The sequence below is a fragment of the Salinimonas profundi genome (genome assembly GCF_014750655.1).
Lineage (GTDB): Bacteria > Pseudomonadota > Gammaproteobacteria > Enterobacterales > Alteromonadaceae > Alteromonas > Alteromonas profundi_A.
The window spans coordinates 128,366-149,329 of the sequence record NZ_JABBXD010000004.1; the positions used below are offsets into that span (position 1 = coordinate 128,366).

16 protein-coding genes and 1 riboswitch are annotated in these 20,964 nt (G+C 50.1%); of the genes, 10 read left to right on the forward strand and 6 right to left on the reverse strand.

Annotated elements, in window-relative coordinates; translation table 11 throughout:
• Positions 1–14 precede the first annotated feature (14 nt).
• The 3 genes from HHX48_RS09475 to HHX48_RS09485 form a co-directional block, all read right to left on the reverse strand.
• Positions 15–4,433, reverse strand: a complete 4,419-nt coding sequence (locus tag HHX48_RS09475) for an ExeM/NucH family extracellular endonuclease (RefSeq protein ID WP_191024502.1) — start codon at positions 4,431–4,433, stop codon at positions 15–17.
• Between the two features lie 196 nt (positions 4,434–4,629).
• Positions 4,630–5,154: a DUF3016 domain-containing protein gene (locus HHX48_RS09480; RefSeq protein WP_191024504.1), complete on the reverse strand. Its 525-nt coding sequence runs from the start codon at positions 5,152–5,154 to the stop codon at positions 4,630–4,632.
• 168 nt (positions 5,155–5,322) lie between these two features.
• Positions 5,323–5,685, reverse strand: coding sequence for a hypothetical protein (locus HHX48_RS09485; protein WP_191024505.1), 363 nt, complete (start codon positions 5,683–5,685; stop codon positions 5,323–5,325).
• A gap of 246 nt (positions 5,686–5,931) precedes the next feature.
• Between HHX48_RS09485 and ccoG the strand changes: the two genes are divergently transcribed.
• From ccoG to HHX48_RS09535, 10 genes are all read left to right on the forward strand, one after another.
• The gene (gene ccoG, locus HHX48_RS09490) at positions 5,932–7,362 is read left to right on the forward strand and encodes a cytochrome c oxidase accessory protein CcoG (RefSeq protein WP_191024507.1); all 1,431 of its coding nucleotides are present in this window, start codon (positions 5,932–5,934) and stop codon (positions 7,360–7,362) included.
• Positions 7,363–7,368: 6 nt separating this feature from the next.
• Positions 7,369–8,340 carry a serine/threonine protein kinase gene (locus HHX48_RS09495; protein ID WP_191024509.1) on the forward strand — a complete coding sequence of 324 codons (972 nt, stop codon included), beginning with the start codon at positions 7,369–7,371 and terminating at the stop codon, positions 8,338–8,340.
• Positions 8,341–8,345: 5 nt separating this feature from the next.
• Positions 8,346–8,771, forward strand: a complete 426-nt coding sequence (locus HHX48_RS09500) for a YqaA family protein (protein WP_191024511.1) — start codon at positions 8,346–8,348, stop codon at positions 8,769–8,771.
• Positions 8,772–8,801: 30 nt separating this feature from the next.
• A riboswitch (cobalamin riboswitch) is annotated at positions 8,802–9,018 on the forward strand.
• A gap of 58 nt (positions 9,019–9,076) precedes the next feature.
• Positions 9,077–10,990 carry a TonB-dependent receptor plug domain-containing protein gene (locus HHX48_RS09505; RefSeq protein WP_191024513.1) on the forward strand — a complete coding sequence of 638 codons (1,914 nt, stop codon included), beginning with the start codon at positions 9,077–9,079 and terminating at the stop codon, positions 10,988–10,990.
• Positions 10,991–11,137: 147 nt separating this feature from the next.
• Positions 11,138–12,643, forward strand: a complete 1,506-nt coding sequence (locus tag HHX48_RS09510; RefSeq protein ID WP_191024515.1) for a sensor domain-containing diguanylate cyclase — start codon at positions 11,138–11,140, stop codon at positions 12,641–12,643.
• A 261-nt stretch (positions 12,644–12,904) separates the two neighbouring features.
• The gene (locus HHX48_RS09515) at positions 12,905–13,276 is read left to right on the forward strand and encodes a hypothetical protein (protein ID WP_191024517.1); all 372 of its coding nucleotides are present in this window, start codon (positions 12,905–12,907) and stop codon (positions 13,274–13,276) included.
• Positions 13,277–13,394: 118 nt separating this feature from the next.
• Positions 13,395–14,414 (forward strand): LLM class flavin-dependent oxidoreductase, encoded by a 1,020-nt coding sequence (locus HHX48_RS09520; protein ID WP_191024519.1) that lies wholly within the window; start codon positions 13,395–13,397, stop codon positions 14,412–14,414.
• Between the two features lie 98 nt (positions 14,415–14,512).
• Positions 14,513–15,139: a thiol:disulfide interchange protein DsbA/DsbL gene (locus HHX48_RS09525; RefSeq protein WP_191024521.1), complete on the forward strand. Its 627-nt coding sequence runs from the start codon at positions 14,513–14,515 to the stop codon at positions 15,137–15,139.
• Between the two features lie 71 nt (positions 15,140–15,210).
• The gene (locus tag HHX48_RS09530) at positions 15,211–15,801 is read left to right on the forward strand and encodes an HD domain-containing protein (protein ID WP_191024523.1); all 591 of its coding nucleotides are present in this window, start codon (positions 15,211–15,213) and stop codon (positions 15,799–15,801) included.
• 75 nt (positions 15,802–15,876) lie between these two features.
• Positions 15,877–17,109, forward strand: a complete 1,233-nt coding sequence (locus HHX48_RS09535) for a permease (protein ID WP_191024525.1) — start codon at positions 15,877–15,879, stop codon at positions 17,107–17,109.
• 57 nt (positions 17,110–17,166) lie between these two features.
• On the opposite strand, the gene HHX48_RS09540 is transcribed toward HHX48_RS09535, so the two are convergent.
• The 3 genes from HHX48_RS09540 to HHX48_RS09550 all read right to left on the reverse strand — a co-directional run bounded on the left by HHX48_RS09540 (position 17,167) and on the right by HHX48_RS09550 (position 20,836).
• Positions 17,167–18,069 carry an aldo/keto reductase gene (locus tag HHX48_RS09540; protein WP_223858229.1) on the reverse strand — a complete coding sequence of 301 codons (903 nt, stop codon included), beginning with the start codon at positions 18,067–18,069 and terminating at the stop codon, positions 17,167–17,169.
• A gap of 91 nt (positions 18,070–18,160) precedes the next feature.
• Complete coding sequence (locus tag HHX48_RS09545; protein WP_191024527.1) at positions 18,161–19,150, reverse strand: glycosyl transferase family protein; 990 nt, start codon at positions 19,148–19,150, stop codon at positions 18,161–18,163.
• Between the two features lie 120 nt (positions 19,151–19,270).
• Complete coding sequence (locus HHX48_RS09550) at positions 19,271–20,836, reverse strand: SulP family inorganic anion transporter (protein WP_191024529.1); 1,566 nt, start codon at positions 20,834–20,836, stop codon at positions 19,271–19,273.
• Positions 20,837–20,964 lie beyond the last annotated feature (128 nt).

Sequence of the window (20,964 nt, forward strand, 5' to 3'; positions counted from 1 at the left end):
AAGGTCACGCGTGTTTAGTTAAACAATGAACGCAAATTACTGACCTTTGCAGGTCCACGTCCGCGATCTTCACGCTTACAGCCTTTACGGGTGCACAGGTCGCGGAAGAAGCGTATGTCTTTATTGTTCACACGCCCGTCATTATTCAGGTCCAGTTCCGGGTCGACAGACTGCTTAAATAGCACAGCCTTGATGAACAAACGGAAGTCAGACGTATCGACATCGTTGTCGCCGTCCATATCGCCCAGCAATGTCAGATTAAAACTGGTCACAACAGGATCATGGTCAGAGGCACGATACAGCAGCGTGTTAAGCCAGGCATCCGGCTTATACTCACTGTTGTAATCTACTGCCGGCATTTCATCAGCATTAATGTGCCATGCTGTTGCGTCAGTTAATGCATCTTTCATAGGCCCGCTCACTAACTGATAATCCAGCGTACCGGACTCGCCACGGAAGGTATACGTATAGACCTGTTTGCCATTTACCTGTTCCAGCGTATTGATATAGCCTGAGCTGGTCAGGTAAGTGATTGGGTTTTCCTGCGCGTAGGCATTCATATCACCCATAATGACTTTTGACACATCCGCATACTGCGCTTCCAGCCAGGTATTGAGCGCAATAGCGGCACGCGTACGCGTTACATCGCAGTTCCCGGCAAGCGGATCGTCATCACCGGCGCCACATGAAGAGCCTTTTGATTTCAGGTGATTAACACTGATAACAAATTCACGGTTGGTGTCTTTATGGGCAAAGCGCTGGGTCAGTGCCGGTCTGTTTCTATCGCTAAACAGCGGGCCGTTTTCATCGCTGATGCTGTGTTGCGGCGTCAGAATTTTTGCGCTGCCAACCGGCGCTACCCGATCTTTGCGATAAAGCAGTCCGGTGGTGATGTCGTCGGTACCAATGGTGTCTACACCGGCATCAACAAAAGCATAGACGTCCTCACCCATCTGCTGATTCAGCGCATCGGTCAGCTGTGCAATCATGCTTAGCGGACCAAAACCGTCGTTTTCAATTTCCATCAGGCCGATGGCATCAGCATCCAGCTCTGTCATGGCGCTGACAATTTTCTCCAGCTGACGCTCATACTCTGCCTCGGTATCGGCACCGCGAGATGTCGGGAAGCCCTCTCCCTGACCATTACCATTAAACAGGTTCAGTACATTAAAGCTGGCCAGTGTCAGGTTGCCTTCAATAAGTGCTGGCTCATCAGTACGGGCGTTTTCTTTTATAACATCCACTAAACCAAGTGGACGCACACGATAATTTGAAAACCCGTAATCCATCACTCCTACTACCTGCGACACCTTATCGCCCAAACGAATCGGGTTGTAGGGGTCGATGCCTCCGGCGCCAAGCAGATACTGTGAGTTACCGCTGCCATCGGCATTATCATCAATGATCAGCATATCGCGCGCATTTGCTGCTGCCAGTGCACTGGCCTGGTCAGAATCAGGCGCAAAAAGCTGAGTCGGGATGTACAAGCGCTTAGAAGATACCGTCACCTCACCATACTGACTGTAGCTATACACGTTGTTTATCACCCAGTCAGACTGGTTGGTAACAAGCATACCTTCAACCGCTTCAAGGTCGGCGTCATCGTTGACCGGCAGAGACAGTGATACCGCAGACACACTGTCGGTACCACATACCTGAGGAATTGACTGTACGCTGAGCTGTGTACGGCCATAACGCTCAGAAACACTGGCGGTAAAGCGCACCACATCCCCGGCCGTCAATGCACTGTTATCACCGGGCGAATAAACAAATACCCCTTCAGAGGTCGCCGGATTGTTATCAGCATCCTGATCTTCTTCCTGAATGAAGAACCCACTGAGATCCGGTGTGATGTGAGTGATCACGGCTTCCACCTCGACAGTCTGCCCCGCCAGCGGTGAGGCAAAGCTGTCGCCCTGTACATCATGAATCAGGGTAGCAGGCGTGTAGCAGGCCGAAGGCTGTTCAGGGTCACCGCCATTATCGCCGTTACCGTATTGCCCCAGTCCGTCGAAGGTATTTTTGGCAAAGCCGTCCCATTGCTCGGCAGGATCAAACGCATCAAAGGCATTAGCATCGCCAGCGCTGACAGAGGATTTGCGGCGAAGCGTGTTGTCTTTCGTGCTGGTATCGCCACTGCCCCACTCGGTTCTGACACCGATCTGGCCAATAGCATCAATAATTTCGCCATTATGCAGCAATACCACCGCATCATCACCGTTAAAGCTAACCTGTGAGGTCAGCATGTCGGCCACACTGGTAACCGGCGCATCAGACTGGTTATTAGCCAGTACAAACACATCGCCTGGTGCCAGGTCGCCGCTTAAGGTGATCGGAGAGTTTCCGTTTTCACTACCATTGGCGAATATCTGTACCGCATAATCAGACAAGGAAAGAGTTGCAGAACCCAGGTTCACAATTTCCAGCGCCTTGTTGTAACTACCGCCTTCCACGTACTCTGAAAAGAACGGCTGCGCCGGACTCAGGCTATAGGTGCCTACCGGAATAGGTGTCACCGCGGTGGCATTATCGGCCTGGCCATCCAGCGTATCTTTGCCGGGAATCATCCAGTCATCGGCACTGAACTCACCATCAGGTACACCGGCTGTACGATACGCGAAGCTGTCGGCATATTCCCAAACCTGTCCACTGCCATCAACATCGGTCTCACCATAAAGGTCAATGCGATCACCGTTACAGAAAACTTCAATGGCATCGTCGCCGTTTATCGACATTGCACCGCTGGTGTAATCAGGGGCGAATCCGAAGAAGTTCGTGAAGCCGGTGCTTTCACTGGCAATATACAGATAGTCACCTGCGTTTGCTGAAACAGAAGGAAAAACAAATTCTTCACCCGATGAGCCATTACCGTTATTGGCCGAACCTACGCCGCATACGCTTAAATCAGCGATATCCTGGGCAACATACAGCTCAATGCCTTTGGGTACGCCGCCACTAAGCGGGCCGTCGAACACAGCGCTAAGCACCAGTGGTGCTGCGGTTGGCAGCTCCGGCTCAACCGGGTCTTCCGGCTCAGTAGGCGTGGTGTCATCACAGCTGTCTGTATCATAGAACATGCTTACCCAGTCCGGATTATCCACAAACGGGTTGCGATTGCCCTGATACTCATAAATGGCCTGCTGGCGTGTTTGCTCACGGGTATCTACCGGATCAGCATTATGCCACTCAACCAGCGTACACAGCTTGCCCAGCTCCGGGCTGCCTGAATCAGTGATGCGATTGACAAGCGACAGGTCTGGGGTAATGTCATTACCCATGCCTTCATAACGCACATCCATGTACATCATCATTCGAGCAACATCGCCTTTAATGTCATCGCGCGGCTCGAACGAATCGCCATCAATGCGATTGTCCGGCGCCTCGGCTAACGGCGAGTCAGAGAAGTCAAAATCAAGGTTGCCACGACTGGCGTTTACGGAGATATCAGTCGGTCTCAGATGCTGAATATCCGTATAGGCTTCTGTCGCACTGCTGCTGAAACCATGACTTTTGGGCCAGCTATGCTCACGGTTCCAGTTATCCGGATTGGTTGATGCCGCGCCTGAACCGTTTGAGGCTTTGGCCAGTGAGCGGTTAGAGTAAAACAAAATAATATTATCCGGGTTGGCCGGATCCTGGTCGGTGGCAGTCAGCGCTGACCAGACTTGCGAATAGGTAAGCTGGCGCTGATCGGTGGCAATCACATCACTTAGTGTGGCGCGAATGGTCGCGACGTCATAACCTGCGTCAATTTGTGACTGAACAGCAGCATAATAGACTGACGCATCAAAGGAAGCAGCATCAGCGACTTTGTCCAGTGCCGGGCAGTTGGTACAGACACCTTCAGGGATACCATCACTGTCGCCCGTGTCAGCATTATCTGACAAGGTATGCTCACCCAGTCCGGTGAAATCATCCTGGGGCAGACCAGTATATTCCTGCGCCGGTACAAACACATCAAACGGATTGGTATCACCGGTTAACACCGTCGGTTTACGCACCAGCGTGTTGTCTTTCGTGCTGACCGGACTGGTGCCCCACTGCGGGTCGGGGCGAAAACCAACCTGACCCAGGCTGTCTACCACCACGCCGTCTTTGGTCAGTACAACCGCATCGTCGCCATTAAATAAGTTTTGTGAGGTTAATTGCTGTGCCAGCTGACTCAACGCTGGGTCACTGCGGTTATCAGCAATGACCCAGGTAGCATTGGCCTCGACCGTGCCTTCCAGCGTTATGATAGCGCTGGCATCGGTCTGCCCGTTAGAATAAACAGAGAGCGTGTAGCCATCCAGGGAGAGCGGTTCAGATGTCGAGTTATAAAGCTCGAGAGCTTTGTTATAGCTGCTTCCTTCAACATATTGCGAAATCAGCACATCAGCGCTGACCGGCGTTGATAAACACAATGCCAGGGGCAGCAGGGTAGATTTTTTCATTTTTGTCGTTCCTGCTTTTTATTTAAAAACTGTCCTTCGGTGCAGGAAGACTATAAGGGATTTGCTACAGAAAAGTGACAGAAAACCGACAATTTGTGACGGAAATTTGACCCTGAAGATGTAAAGATCAACCACCAACCAAGTGTTTATGCGGCAATCAGCTACCTGACTGCCGTCGATAACGCCCATGATTTTTTTATCGTGGCGTCGCTGCGGTCTGTTCCAGCGTCTTTTCAAACCAATCTTTAATCATGGCTTTTTCATAAGTAAGATTTTCCGAGCGCCGGTTAATACGTGAACCCCGGTCCATAAAGGCCATATCTTTTAATTTCACATCTGCACTTTGCAATGTTTTACCGGTTGCATCTGTCAGCGTGTAACTAAAATGCATGCGGGGAATATACAGCGGTTTAACCAATCGGATATCGGCACCGCCCACGCCACCAAGAAAGCTGGCAGGCCAGACTTCACCAGCTAAATCCAGGTCAGTCACCGTCATGGAAAGTTTCTGACCGTCAGGTAATGTTTCAGCCAGTTCGGTGATATACGCTTCCATGTCTTTGAAAACCATCTCGCGAAAGGAGGTGCGGGATTGATTGGAGGGGCGGATGTCCTGATAAGATTCAGGCTCCTGCCAGGTCACACTTACTTCAGCGGCCGCGCTGGCAGACCCAGCATACAGCCCGGCAATACTCAGCACTGCCACAGCAAACTTTGCCATTGTGGATACCTCACACAGATTGACACATGAATGATTACGTCTGGATGTTAGAGCGCGCTCATCATGGCAAGTTCATTTAATGGTCATAATTTAATACTAACCATCGTATTGCCACAATGCGTGTCAGGTAAGAGTATGCTGGCGAAACTTAACAGAAGATGAATACGTTTATCGTTTCGCCAATAACGGAGATTCAGAAAGATAAGTGCAAAACTGATGACGTTTATCACCACTGATAAACGGGTTTTTATCGTCTTTTAAACAATACGTTTCGTGAAAGTGTTTAACATTCTGACGACTCGACGTGACAGAATCAAAATAGTCTTGCTGGAAAGGGCGCATGGACGCATACAGGCCGTCTGACTGTTCTCGAAGATCGTGCAGTGCGACTTTATCAGGCAACGCTTCTATCGTGATAAGCCAGTGCGTAACCGTCTGCTGTGCGCTGGAGAGAAAATCCTGCACTATCGGCATGCGCAATACAATCACTAACGCGGCTATTTCAATAAAGACCAGTAACTTACGAATCATAAGATTATCTATTCCTCCTGTATGCGTGAAAGGTTAGTTCACAATTGCAGCAGAAAAAATAGGTATTTTTATACTTATATATAAATTCTGAACATCTGGGCATGGCACCTCCAGGCTCACAAGTCCTCCCCCGAACTCCTGTGCAATGCGCACTGCCCTGTGCACACGGATTATTTGATCTGCATTAAACTATTATGATTAAACGCTGTTATGATAAGGGCGCTATCCTACGCAAAAGGGTTTTGCATGAGCGAACGTATTCCGGTAAAAAATGTGTCCAAGGTGGAAGTCCACCAGCCCCGCCGTACCACCAAAAAACGCCATCCTTCTCGCAGTCGTATCTATGTTCGCGCTGTAAAAGGGCCGCTTGAAACCTTTCGTCGCTTTTTTGGTCTGTTTTTTCTGGCGTTATTCGCGATACTGCCGTTCATTCAGTATAACGGCCAACAGGCGATATTACTGGATATCAGTGAGCAGCGATTTACGCTTTTCTCGCTCACGCTGTGGCCCCAGGATCTGACCCTGCTGGCTTACCTGTTTATTATCTCGGCCTTTGCCCTGTTTTTTGTTACTACTTTTGCAGGCCGCGTATGGTGTGGCTTTATGTGTCCGCAGACAACCTGGGTCTACATCTACACCTGGTTTGAAGAAAAAATAGAGGGTAATCGTAACAAGCGCATAAAGCTGGACGAACGCCCTATGGACTGGGATAAATTCTGGCGCAAAACCCTCAAGCAGGTTTGCTGGTGGACAGTGGCTATTCTCACCGGCTTATTATTCGTGGGTTATTTCACACCGGTGCGGCAGTTGTTCATTGACTTTTTCACCTTTCAGACCAGTTTCTGGGCGACATTCTCGATTCTGTTTTTTGCCGTGTGCACCTGGGGGAATGCCGGATACATGAGAGAAATCATGTGTACGCACATCTGTCCGTATGCGCGTTTCCAGTCAGCGATGTTTGACCGCGACACGATTACAGTGGCTTATGATGCACGCCGTGGCGAGGCCAGGGGTCCCCGCCCCCGCAAGATTCCTCATGACGCGCTAAGCGAAAAAGGGCTCGGTGACTGTATTGACTGCCACCTGTGTGTGCAGGTTTGCCCTACCGGTATCGATATTCGAAATGGCCTGCAGTATGAGTGCATTAACTGTGGGGCCTGTGTCGATGCCTGTAACGGGGTTATGGATAAAATGAATTATCCTAAGGGGCTGATTCGCTTTACGTCGGAAGACGCACTGGCCGGTGGTACCACCCGGGTTTTCAGACCCAAGTTGATTGGCTACTTCGTGGTTTTGCTGATAATGCTTGCGGTATTTGCCGCAAACATCATCTATCGGGTACCGCTTGAGGTAGATATCATCCGGGACCGTAACTCGCTGTATCGTGAAACCAACGAAGGACTCATCGAAAACGTTTACACATTGAAAGTGTTGAATAAATCACAGCAATCACTGACTTACACCATCGATGTTCAGGGTCTGCCATCGCATGAGCTTATCGGCAGCAATACCGTCACCGTCGGGGGAGGTGAGGTGGCGACATTACCGATTTCGGTTGCCACCGATGCCTATAATCTGGAAGATGCCGTCACAGAAATCCAATTCAAGGTGTCTACGACCACTTCGCAGGGCGAAATGATCCAGGTTACAGAGCCTTCTAAATTTTTATACCAATAGGGATGTATGACCGATTTCACCTTTACCGGCCTGACGCCTGATGTGGTGCTTGATGCACTTGAGGCTTGCGGCATTTACCCACAATCCGGACTGCTTGCGCTAAACAGTTATGAAAATCGCGTATACCAGTTTCAGGCTGACGATGGTCGCCGGCTGGTGGTTAAATTCTATCGCCCGGACCGCTGGACCAACGCACAGATACAAGAAGAGCATGACTTTTCCTGGCAGGTTAGCGATGCGGAGATACCGCTGGTAGCACCGCTAAAAATTGATAATCAAACATTGCATACGTATCAAGGGTTCCGGTTTACCGTCTTCCCTTCTGTAGGCGGACGCCAGTTTGAAATTGATAATCTTGATCAGCTTGAGTGGATGGGCCGCTTCATCGGACGGATGCACCGGGTCAGCCAGACAGAAACCTTTACGCATCGCCCGGCTATCTGCACCGAGTCATTTTTGGACATGCCTTATCGCGAATTGCAGCAAAGCGCGCTGTTGCCTGAGCATCTCAAATCAGCGTTTTTTGCAATTGCCGAGCCGCTTATTGACCTGACCAAAAAACATTATCGTCCTGTCAGTGAAATCAGGCTGCACGGTGATTGTCATCCGGGCAATATTCTGTGGCGCGACGGCCCCATGTTTGTGGATTTGGATGACTGTCGCAGCGGGCCTGCCATACAAGATTTATGGATGATGCTCAGCGGCGATCGTCAGCAGCAGTTGTTGCAGTTAGATATCCTGGCTGAAGCTTATGAAGAATTTCATTCGCTGGACAAGCGTGAACTGGCATTGATTGAACCGCTGCGCGCTATGCGGATGATTCACTATATGGCCTGGCTGTCGCGGCGCTGGCAGGACCCTGCGTTTCCCCGGGCGTTCCCATGGTTTGCCGACGATAAATACTGGGAAGGCCAGATTCTGGCGTTAAAAGAGCAAATGTCCGCCCTGCAGGAGCCGCCGCTGACACTAGGCATGTAACAGCAATGTTAGCACAAGCCGGGCTGGTCGGCATGTTTGTCAGCGCCTTTCTGGCTGCGACCCTTCTGCCGCTAGGCTCTGAAGCGGTATTACTTGCTCTGCTTTACGCTGATTACCCCGTCGTCCCTCTCATTATTACCGCCACGGCGGGTAACGTCGGCGGCTCAATGGTGAATTACTGGCTCGGTCGTCGCTATGGCCGGGCCGGTATCATGCGCATTACCAACGTTTCAGAACATCGCCTTGTCAAAGCCGAAAACCAGTTTCGCCTGTGGGGCAGATGGAGTCTGTGTCTGGCATGGGTGCCTGTGATCGGCGACCCCTTAACCTTTATTGCCGGCATACTTCGCATCCGTCTTGCCTGGTTTGTGGTGCTGGTTACGGCAGGAAAGGCCGGACGGTATATCGTTATCTCCCATTTAGCCGGATAACGGTGGTTTGTTTTGTGCCTGCTATCACGTATACTCCGGCGCTATTCAGGTGCCTGTTTTTATTACAAGTTAAACGGGAAGTCAGTGAAAAGCTGACGCTGCCCCCGCAACGGTAAGCTCAGATCTCAGATCTTCATTTACATTAGCAAATGCTATACGTCACTGTGAGCACTCATGGGAAGACGTAAATGACTTCGATACGACGAAGCGAGCCAGCCCGGATACCGGCCTGATACGCGGCTGACAAGTACATCAGCTTTTCCTATCAGCTGCACTCGGGCGGAGTGCTGTTATGGAATCATTTCATGAAAAACCAATTTTTTACACTGACCTCGTTGTCGGCGGCATTCGCGTTGTCCGGCATTTTTTCACCGGCATTTGCGGTGTCATTTCCCAACGATGCAGAGACCCTGACGGTAACCGGTTCACGGCTTGCCCTGGGTCGCTCAGAGCTTGCCGCAGTTTCCACCGTCATTGATCAGCAAGAAATTGAGGGGTCTGGCGCCCTGCAGATTACCGATTTACTACGTGCATTGCCCGGAGTGACTATTTCGCAATCCGGCAGTACCGGTGCGCTCACCGAAATACGCTTACGCGGTAGCGAAACAAATCACTTACTGGTGGTGATTGATGGTGTCATTGCCAACGACATTGGCCAGGGCAGTACCATTGATCTGGCGCATCTGACCACCGCCAACATTGCCCGCATCGAATTGCTGCGTGGCGCACAAAGCGCGCTGTGGGGAAGCGGCGCCGTGGCCGGTGTATTAAACATCACCACTATCGCTGGCGCAGGACAAAAAGATAATGTGCGTGTTGAAGCGGGTGTCGGCACACAGGGAACAACTTCCGCGTCAGCATCGGCCAGCGGCACGCAGAAGTCGGTGTCTTATAATGCCTATGCAAACTGGCTAAATACCACTGGCGATAATATTGCCCTGACAGGGAATGAAGATGACGGTTACCGGAATATCGCCACAGGCGGTGCTTTGCGTTGGCAGGCAAATTCACAACACCGTTTTTCAGCCAATCTTCGCCTGGTTGATTATGCCAGTGACTTCGATGCCATTGACAGCATTGTGACCGGGCTGCCGGTTGATGCGGATAATGTCACTGACGGCAAGCAAATTAATGCGCTGGTCGGATGGGACTTTGCTCCACAGGATACGGCTTACAGCAGCACACTGACCGGTAGCTACCGTAAAGATGAAAATAACAGTACGGCCAGCGGTCGTTTTGATGGCGGCACAACCGGAGAGCGCTTTCAACTGACCTGGCTCAATCGCTACGATATTGGTGACTGGCAGCTTGCCGGCGGGCTGGAATACCTGACACGCCAGTTCAGACAGCGCGGTATCGTAAATTTTGGCGACCCGAATCAGGAGCAGCAGGACCATACAATGAGTGTGTTTGGAGAGACAGCCACACAGCTTGCAGGCAATGTTTTGGTATCACTTTCTGCCCGGTTTGATGACAATTCAGAATTTGACGATGCGGTGAGTTATCGGGCGGGCGTAAACTGGCCGGTTACTGAGCGTTATGCTGTATTTGCCAGTGTCAGTCAGGCGGTGAAAACTCCGTCGTTTACCGAGCGCTTTGGCTATTATCCACAGACATTTACGGGTAACCCTGATCTGCAGCCTGAAACCAGTCAGCAGTGGGAAGCCGGCGCACGGGCCACCTTTACGTCAGCGCTGCAGGGTCAGCTGAGTATCTTCTCAACGCAGCTGGAAGATGAAATCAATGGCTATGTATATGATCCTGAAACCTTTATCACTACTGCAAAAAATAAAGACACCGAGAGTGAACGTGAAGGCGTTGAGGCTGAACTAACCTATCAGCAAAACGATGTCACGGTACGTACAGGTTATAGCTACGTTAACAGTGAGGAAGATGGTATTAATGAACTGCGCAGGGCGAATCATCAGGCGTCGGTAAGTGTGCTTGCTCCGCTGCCTGTTGCTAACCTGTCTTTTTATGCCAAAGCAGCTTATACCGGCAGCCGGGAAGATATTTATTATCCGCCCTACCCACAGCCGGCACAGCGTGTTGCTCTGTCAGCCTATACGCTGGTTGATTTGAGTCTGAATTATCAGGCTAACGCGCATTGGTCAGCCGCCCTGCGCGTTGATAATCTGCTGGATGAGGAATACCAGGATATTGTCGGCTTTTCAGCCCGCGAGCGGCGCGCTGTGTTGTCGGTTACCTGGCAAGGCTAACTCCCCCACCTATAAACGGGAATACGCATTAATAAAGAATATTCCCGTTTTTTTGTCATAAACCGAAATTCCTGACTATAGTGTGAAGTTATAAAAAATAAATCCGCTATGCCTGCAATGGACGTTGGCACGGGGTTATCGGGCCAAATGACGAATAATTATAAAAATCTTTTACAACAGTTGCCCTCCTGTTTGATTTACAAACAGCACAACAGCAGCACGGTTTACCTGTCTGACACGCTGGCTCAACATCTGAAGCTGACGCAGGTCACATTTTCAGATGAGGCGGCCTGCCCGGTCCGGTTCTATTGTTCCCGGACAGGTGTTGAGCTCACCGGTGATGCTTCACCGCTTACATTGTCCCAGGGTGCCGGCTCTTTATGTCAGCACGTTGTGCTGCAATCCGGTGACCAGCGCTTTTACACGCGGTTGCAGAGCAAAACTGTCGATGACAGAAGTACCCGCTGGATCATCACAGACATTAGCTTTGAGCAGCATGATCAGACCCGTCACCGCCAGTCAGACTGGCAGGAAAAACTTTCTTTCAGCATGATGCTTTCGTCCATTTCTACCCGACTGATTAATGTCAAAGCAAGTGAGGCAGACGCTCTTATTGAGCAAAGTCTTGGTACGTTTGGCGCGTATTTAAAAGCCCAGCGCTGCTACCTGTTTTGCTTTTCTGACGATAATTTACTGATGGATAATACCCATGAATGGGTCGAAGAGGGCGTTACCCCCTTTAAAGAAGATCTGCAGCACGTACCGGTCGCAGAACAGTTACCATATTTCAATACCGTCATTAAACAGGACCACGCGTTTGTGGTCAGTGATGTAAACCAGCTTCCGGCCAGTGCTGCGCTTGAAAAGGCAGAGTTTCAGCGAGAAGGGATCCGCGCCGTGTTGTGCGTGGCTGTTCACGTCAACGGTGAACTGTTCGGGTTTATTGGCTGCGATTTTCTGACCGGGACGCATTGTTGGACGGATCATGAAATCAAGTCAATGAAGCTCATCGGTGAAATGGTCAGTGAAACACTTGCCAGTATCAGTACACGACAATCCCTGCATCGGGTGCAGCAGGAACTACTGCAGGCTAACGCACGGCTTAAAGTGCTGGTGAATCTGGATGGACTCACCCACATTGCCAATCGTCGTCACTTTGATGAGACGCTTAACTTGCAGTGGCGAAACATAACCGATCATGGCCTCAGTTTGTTGATTATTGATGTTGACTCGTTCAAACAGTATAACGACAGCTACGGCCATCAGGCTGGCGACGAAGTGCTTCAGGCTATCGCCAGTGTGCTGGACGATGTTGCCAGTAGCCTGAACGGACTGGCTGCACGTTACGGCGGCGAAGAATTTGCCATTATTTTACCCGGACATCAGGGTAAAAGGGCCATCACGGCCGCCTTTCGGGTTATGCGTGCTATCAGCACTCTTAATATCGAGTTCTCGGCTTGTGCAGACTTTGACCGGGTGACCGTCAGTATTGGTCTGTCTGACAGCGATAGTGCTACCTCACCGCAATCGTTGATCAACCAGGCTGATGCTGCACTTTACAATGCCAAACAATCCGGCCGAAACAAGGTGGTCCGCTTCCCTTCCACACAGTTGGCATCCCCCAGCCAGGTGGCTACGGATGTTTATAAATAGAAGAAATTCATCTATCTGTTAATTCATCGAGTTTGCCTCGCTAGAGACTCCAAATTCACTGCCATTGAGGTGTTGGCACTGTTTCTTGTCGTTAAATGCGACGCCTGGTGCGGTCACTGCCCCCTGAAATGTAAACACAGATATGTTATCGTTTCACTGCAGCCATATATGAAGATGTGCATCAGACGCATCGGTAATTTTGCGCTATTCGCGCTTGTCTAGTCAGCAAGTAATATCCATCCGATTACCGGAGGTAAAATTATGAAACGCTTACTGGCCCATTTGAATAATCTTTCTGAGCGCCCTGCACTATTGAATCAGGAAGTGACTACCGTGCTGTCATTGTTTTGTGAGAAGTTTGAACGGCGCGTGCAGGAAATCGATACGATTTCTGACGAAGGGTATGTGAAAGTTACATTCAGCGATGAGACCATCGGCTACGGTTATATCGATGTGGACGAAAACGTGCTAATCGAAATAGAAGATGCATTTCGGCTAACGGTATTTACATTCAGCCAGCACAATAATGCATGGCAATTCATTGAACGTAACAGCTATGATATAGCAGGCACGATGACACCCAAAGCTGCCCAACTTGCACCGCGCATGGCGCAGTCCTCTTCGCCGGTCTGAATTGATGTCATTTGTCGGGCCATACACTCTGCCCGGCGTGTTAGGGTGACGTTGTCACTTGTTTCATCGGGTGTCTGCCCCCACCGTTTCAGCTAATGACAGTATTACCGGAGGCGACATGACATCTCCCATTCCTTTTTCAATTCTGGATCTTGCACATATTGGTGAGAGTCAAAGTGTGCAACAAGCCATGGCCAAAAGTCAGGCTATTGCCGTTCTGGCTGAAGACAGCCAGTTTGAGCGTCTTTGGCTGGCTGAACACCACGGTATGCGCGGCGTCGCCAGTGCGGCCACGTCCACCCTGCTGGCGAACCTCGGCGCGTTGACGCAGTCAATCCGTCTGGGCTCTGGCGGCGTTATGCTACCTAATCACTCGCCCTTAGTGGTTGCCGAGCAATACGGCACGCTGGATGCGCTCTATCCGGGACGCATTGATTTGGGTCTGGGTCGTGCTCCTGGTACCGATCCGGCAACCTCTAACGCGTTGCGACGCGATCTGAACAAAAATGTCGGCGATTATCCGGCCGATATTCAGTTGTTACAGCGCTACTTATCAGATGACAGCGGTGATGCGCAGGTCCTCGCGGTGCCAGGTGCAGGCAGCCATGTTCCTTTGTATTTGTTGGGCTCAAGCCTCTATTCTGCACAACTGGCCGGAAAGTTGGGACTGCCCTTTTCGTTTGCCTCTCACTTTGCACCGGATGCGCTATTTGATGCTATCAATATTTACAAAATGAACTTTTCGCCTTCTGCGCAACTCGATAAGCCTTATGTGATGGCCGGTGTCATGGCAGTGGTTGCCGATACCGACGATGCGGCGAATTACCATTTCAGTTCGGTACAGCAGCAGTTTGCTAATTTGCGCCGCGGTGCAAACGCCCCGATGCCGGCACCGGTAGATGATATCTATCAGCACCTGAGTGAAGCAGAAGTGCAAACCATCAACCGGACGTTACGATACGCTGTCAAAGGCACACCCGATAGTGTTGAGCAACAGCTCAGCGAATTCATTGCTGCAACGGGTGTCGATGAAGTGATTTTGTCATTTCCGGTATACGACGACAAACAATGTCTGGAGTCTATCCGGTTAGTGGGTGAGATGAAGGCCATTAAAGCCGCACCGTCCTGGCAGGCATGAGGGTTTACAATTGCCTGCCTTGGGGAAAAGATAGCGACTAGGCGAAGTAACAATGCTGTGGTAACCTCACCCACAGATATGGATAAAGGAAATGTTGCATGAAAAAAATCGCATTGTTTTTTGTTATGGCTATTTTGCTTCCTTTGCAGGCTTGCGCTGCAGACGCGAAATGGGAAGAAGGAAAGCACTATCGGGTGCTGGATGAAGCGGCTACCGAGCAGCCTCAGATTCTTGAGTTTTTCTCTTTCTGGTGTCCGCACTGCTATCAGTTTGAGCCGCTGGTAGAAGAAATAAAATCGAAAATTTCTGATAATACTGAGTTTAAAAAAATCCATGTAAACTTCATGGGCTTTACCGAGCAAAGCATCCAGGACGATGCGACCCGTGCCATGATGGTGGCGCGCGCGGTGAAACAGGAAGATGCACTGAACGCTGCCATTTTTGATTATATCCACAAGCAACGCGCCAGTGTCACCGGAATCAAAGATCTGCGGAATATCTTTGTTGTGAACGGTGTTGATAAAGCTGAGTTTGATAAACTTTCTAACAGCTTTGGCGTGAACAACATGATGAAAAGAAACAATAAAGTATTGGAAGATTACCGCCAGTATGTACGCGGTGTACCCAACTTTATTGTCAATGGTCGTTATCAGGCACAGTTTACCTCCGATATGTCAGAAGATGATATCGTTGAGTTGATCGTGTGGTTGAGCAAGCAGGATTAATTCTGGCAACCGTTTATAAAGCGCGCCCAATGGGCGCGTTTTTTGTTTGTGGTATGAAAATGGAGTGAAAAATGACTGTATCCCTCTCCCAACTGACATTTATCAATGAGCTGGATAAGCTTAAAGCGGTGAAGCGCCAGATGCTTTTACCCGATGAAGACAATCGTCAGGAAAACAGTGCCGAGCATTCCTGGCATGTCGCGCTCACTGCCCTGATGCTAAAAGACTATGCCGAACATCCGGTAGACATTGACCGTGTCATCAAAATGATACTGCTACACGATTTAGTTGAAATCGACGCCGGCGATATGTTCGCTTTCGCCGATGAGCAGGATCATGCCGAGCAGGAACTCAAAGAACTGGCTGCGGCAAAACGTATTTTCGGGCTGCTTAATGAATCACAGGGTCAGCAGTATCTGACGCTGTGGCTGGAATTTGAAGCCGCCGAAACCAACGACGCCCGTTTTGCCAAAGCGATGGATCGTATTTTACCTCTGTTTCAGAATATGAAAAATAACGGCGGAAGCTGGGCGCGTCACAAGGTGACAAAACAAAAAGTTCTGGACAGAAACCAGATGCTGGAAACCGCTGCACCACTGCTATGGCAGTACGTCAACGAACAATTGGATATTGCAGAGAGCAACGGCTGGCTGGCATCCTGAAACCATTATTCTGAACCAGCTTAGTCACTGGTGGGTAGCAATAGTCATTGGTTTGCATTTAACTTGTGTATTGCTATGGAAAGTTTTCTTAATGGATGGGCTGAGGCTGCCCGCACCAGCCTTGGCTTTTTCTGGATGGCGCTGTGGGCGTTCGCTCTTGGTTACGTCATCTCCAGCCTGATACAACTGCTGGTAACCCGCGAAAAAATGCAGAAAGTGATGCATGGCGGCGATCCTAAAAGTGTATCGCTGGGCACATTTTTCGGCTTCATTTCCTCTTCCTGTAGTTTTGCGGCACTTGCTACCACCCGGGCGCTGTTCGCCAAGGGAGCAGGGTTCATCCCTGCCATGGCGTTTTTGCTGGCCTCTACCAACCTGGTCATCGAACTGGGGTTTGTCATCGCTATTTTTCTGGGCTGGCAGTTCGTGGTTGCTGAATATGTGGGTGGCATCCTGCTGATTCTGAGTGTATGGCTGTTTGTTTGGCTGACCCGGCCCGATAAGCTTATTAAGAAGGTACGGCAACGGCTGTCCGACAACAGTGATAACAATGGAGACAATCCTCCCTCGTTCGGTGAACTCATAACATCCAAATCTGGCTGGCAAAAGCTCGGCATGAAATATGTTATGGAATGGCAAATGATCTGGAAGGATGTGCTTATCGGCTTTACGGTGGCTGGACTTATTGCCGCTTTTGTCCCCGATGCATTTTTCGAATCGCTCTTTGTCGGCACCGGCAGCGATGCGCCTTTGCCATTCTGGCAGATACTTCTGCAAACGCTGGTCGGTCCGTTGGCAGCGTTTTTTACCTTTATCGGATCAATGGGAAATATTCCTCTGGCGGCACTGCTCTTTGACAAAGGTGTTAGCTTCGCCGGCGTTATGGCCTTTATCTTTTCAGATCTGGTTGTTTATCCGGTTCTACGCATAAATGCCCGTTACTACGGGTGGAAGATGGCACTTTATATTCTGGGCTTGCTACTGGCTGCGCTCGTTGCTACCTCGCTGCTGCTCCATTACGGATTTAATCTGCTGGGTTTTTTGCCAGATTCAACGTCGTCGGGCAGTATCAGCGATCGGGACATGTTCGCAGTAGATTATGGCTTCGTGCTGAATCTTATCTTTATCGTGTTAAGTGCAGTACTTATCTACTTTTGGCGCGCGGCGAAAAAAAGTCATCAGTCTCACGGACACGATCATGGTGACACAAAGCAATCGCGCTCACTGAGTGAGTGGCTCAATCTTATTTTGGTCGCCGGCTGTATCATCTGGCTTGTGATTGGTGGGGGGTTGCTACTGGCCCGCTGATAAAAAAACGCCCCTGAGCAATTCTGCCAAGGGGCGTTTTTATCGCGTTCGGGCGAATCAGGGAACGGGGCGTTCCAGATTTTCCTGCCACGCGTTATCCGGGTCGCCACCGAAGCGAAGATCTTTGTTAAGGTTATCAATAGCACGCAATTCATCATCTGTAAGCGTAAAGCCATCCAGTGCTAGGTTCGCCGCAATATGCTTATCGCTTTCCGATTTAGGAATAACAATGCGCCCTTGCTGGATATCCCATTTCAGAATAATTTGGCCTGTCGAGACCTCATATTTCTCTGCCATCTCCTTGATCACGTTTTCCGCAACCGGTTTATCTTCCGCTTTCACATCGCTCCAGGAACCAGAACCTAAAGGTGACCAGCATGAAACCGCAATACCCTTACTCTCGCAGTATTCAACCAGGGTCTTTTGTGTCAGATACGGGTGTAATTCAATTTGATTATAGACCGGCTTAATTTCAGCGATTTCAAAGAGCTGCTGAATATCCTGCTTTCTGAAATTCGACAAACCCAAAGATTTGGCAATACCTTCCGCATGTAGCTTTTCCATCGCCTGCCAGGTGGGTCTGGTCTTTTCCGGATAAGGCCAGTGGACAAGATACAGATCAACATAGTCCATCTGTAGTCGCTCCAGGCTCTCATCCATCGCCTTAAACGTAGACTGATAGCCTTGCTGGGTATCCCATACTTTGGTGGTAATAAAAAACTGTTCGCGCTGCAGCCTGGATTCGGCTATGGCTTGCCCGACACTACGTTCATTACCGTAAAAAGAGGCGGTATCAATATGACGGTAACCGGCATCAATAGCCTTCAGGATAGTATCTTTAACATACCCGTCGTCCTGATGCATTTCGCCGATTGCAGCTGTACCAAAGCCCACCTGGGGGATTGATCGCCCGTCGCGTAAATGAATATTCTGCATCGCGTTCTCCTTATTTTCAGACATGATTGAGCACCTGCCTGACAGATAAACCGCACTTCTGTCGTGCTTTGTTTGATAAGGGATGCGTAAGGCAGAAGATCAGTTCACAAATGCGTCAGGCAAAGGGCAATGCGCTTTTATCACGTTGCGCCCACAACGCTTCAGCCTGTTGTTGCGCGGTCACCAAATCCAACGACTCCCGCAACATAAGCAAAGCGGTTAACGTGCCTGCTATTGACTGCCCGGCATAGCGGTGGGACTGCTCCCCTGACCACACAGCCAGCATGGTGTCTGCCGTCATGTATCGTTCTTTGAGGGCCCAGTCGCCATTAAACGCTGCAAAGTTCACCTTCTCGGTTGCTCCTTTACGGGTGATGTGCAACACGGTATCCCGCTCCCGGTTGACCTCCGGGTCTCCCCCGTCGCCGCGAAAGCACAGCGCATCGTAGTCACCGAAGAGTTCATTAACGCGTGCATGCTTTTCATCCAGACCAGTATGAAATACGCCCTGAACACTGAACATACTTTGCGTTGGATTTAATAATCGTCCCAGCGTGTTCGCACACGAGCGTAAACCAAAAACTTCCCTGAGTTTTATAATGTCATCCAGCGGCTTTAACACTACGGAGAGGTCAAGGTAGGTCGCGTTTTGCTGCTGCAGCTGTTGCTTGGCCTGCTCCACAGACATAACCTGTGGCAAACCAAGTTCGGGCAGCACATAACTGGCGTACAGGCGCCCGGAACCCGGCTCATGTGCGCCATGCATAAATACCTTATATCCGGCGCCGGCCAGGCAGGCCAGACTAAGCAGATACCACGGCAGCTGGCGTCGCTTGCCTGCATAACAGCCAACATCCAGCGAGCTGTCAAGCGCAGCAACATCATGATGAATTAACGTTCTGCATGCCTGCAGAAAACCAGCAATCTCTTCTGGTGTTTCCTCTCGGGTGCGAAGCAACATTAAAAAGGCACCACGCTGTTCGCCGGTAACCTGTCCTGCCAATACCATTTTCATCGCATCGTACGCTTCACGCTGCGTCAGACTGCGACTTCCTTTCTGCCCTTTCCCGATGATTTTTATATATTGACTGAATATTGCCGACAAGCTGTTCCCCTACCCGATGTGAATAATTACTGTATCAACCATTATCAATAAACAGTAGTGATAAAAAAGCCCGCTGCGACCAAAGCCGAAGCGGGCTGTTTATATGACTATCGACACTAGCTAGCCCAGTTGATCAGAAGCCACTTTATATCGCGGATCTTCAACAACGTTGATTTCTACAAATTTATTGGCTTTTTTCAACAGCTCACGGCAGTCACTGCTGATATGACGGATATGCAACTTCTTCCCCTGTTGCTCATATTTATCCGCCAGGGTGTCCAGCGCATCCACACCGGATGAGTCCCAGACACGGCTTTTGTTGAAATCAATCACCACATCCTGCGGATCGTTAGCCACATCAAACAAGTCTTTAAAATGGCTGATTGAGCCGAAAAAGAGCGGCCCGTCCAGCTCATAAACTTTCCAGCCATCATTATCGATATGCGTTTTCGCACCGATATGTCGCGCATGTTTCCAGGCAAAAACCAGAGCAGAAACAATAACACCAACGATAACGGCAATGGCCAGATCGGCGATTACTGTTACTCCGGTCACCAGAAACAGCACAAACGCATCTTCGCGGTTCACACCACGTACTATTCTGAATGATGCCCATTCGAATGTTGCGATAACCACCACAAACATAACGCCGACCAACGCAGCAAGAGGGATCATCTCAATCAGCGGCGCAGCAAACAGTATAAAGCCCAACAGAACCAGTGCTGCTGTTATACCCGATAAGCGTCCGCGCCCGCCGGAGTTGATGTTGATCATGCTCTGACCAATCATCGCGCAACCACCCATACCACCGAAGAAGCCATTTACGCTGTTTGCGACACCCTGACCGACGCACTCGCGGTTTCCTCTGCCCCGGGTATCTGTCATCTCATCAATCAGGGTCAGTGTCAGTAGCGATTCAATCAGGCCAACCAGACACAAAATTACCGAGGTTGGCAGTACAATCATGACAGTTTCCCAGTTCAGCGGAACCATGGGTACAGCAAAGCTAGGCAGTTCACCGGCCAGTGTTGCCGTGGCTTTTTGATCTGCCGGTAGCAAGTCTCTGACAAAGTCGATAACCGTGCGAGCTTCCAGCCCCATGCTGTGAACCAGTACAGTAATCACAATAATCGCCACCAAAGAGGCAGGTACCGCTTTGGTCAGCTTAGGCAGCAGATAAATGATAGCCATGGTCAGGCCTACCAGCCCCAGCATCATGTATAACATGGTGCCTTCCATCCATTGCCATTCACCTACAGCATTCTGCACTTTAAATTGCCCCAACTGGGCCAGGAAGATGACAATTGCCAGCCCGTTTACAAAGCCCAGCATGACCGGGTAAGGGACCAAGCGGATAAACTTGCCTAACCTGAAAACACCACAAAGAATTTGCAGTACACCGGCCAGGACCACAGCGGCAAACAGATACTGCACACCGTGCTCGGCCACCAGCGCAACCGTCACCACGGCCATCGCGCCCGTTGCACCTGATATCATGCCCGGCCGACCGCCGATGGCAGAGGTAATCAGTCCCATCATAAATGCGGCGTAAAGGCCTATCATCGGCTCCACACCTGCAACAAATGCAAAAGCGACTGCTTCGGGAACCAGTGCAAGTGCAACTGTAATTCCGGATAGCACGTCATTTTTCACATTGCTGTCTTTGTTATTAATCAAATCAAACATGACTTTCCAATGAGATGAATGGTTAAAAATCGGGCGGCGATTCTATCACCATCTGTGGATAAAGTCCTTTAACAGAATGTTAAACCTGATGTTTTTGGCAAGCCCGATGGTATCTTGCCAGTATAGTG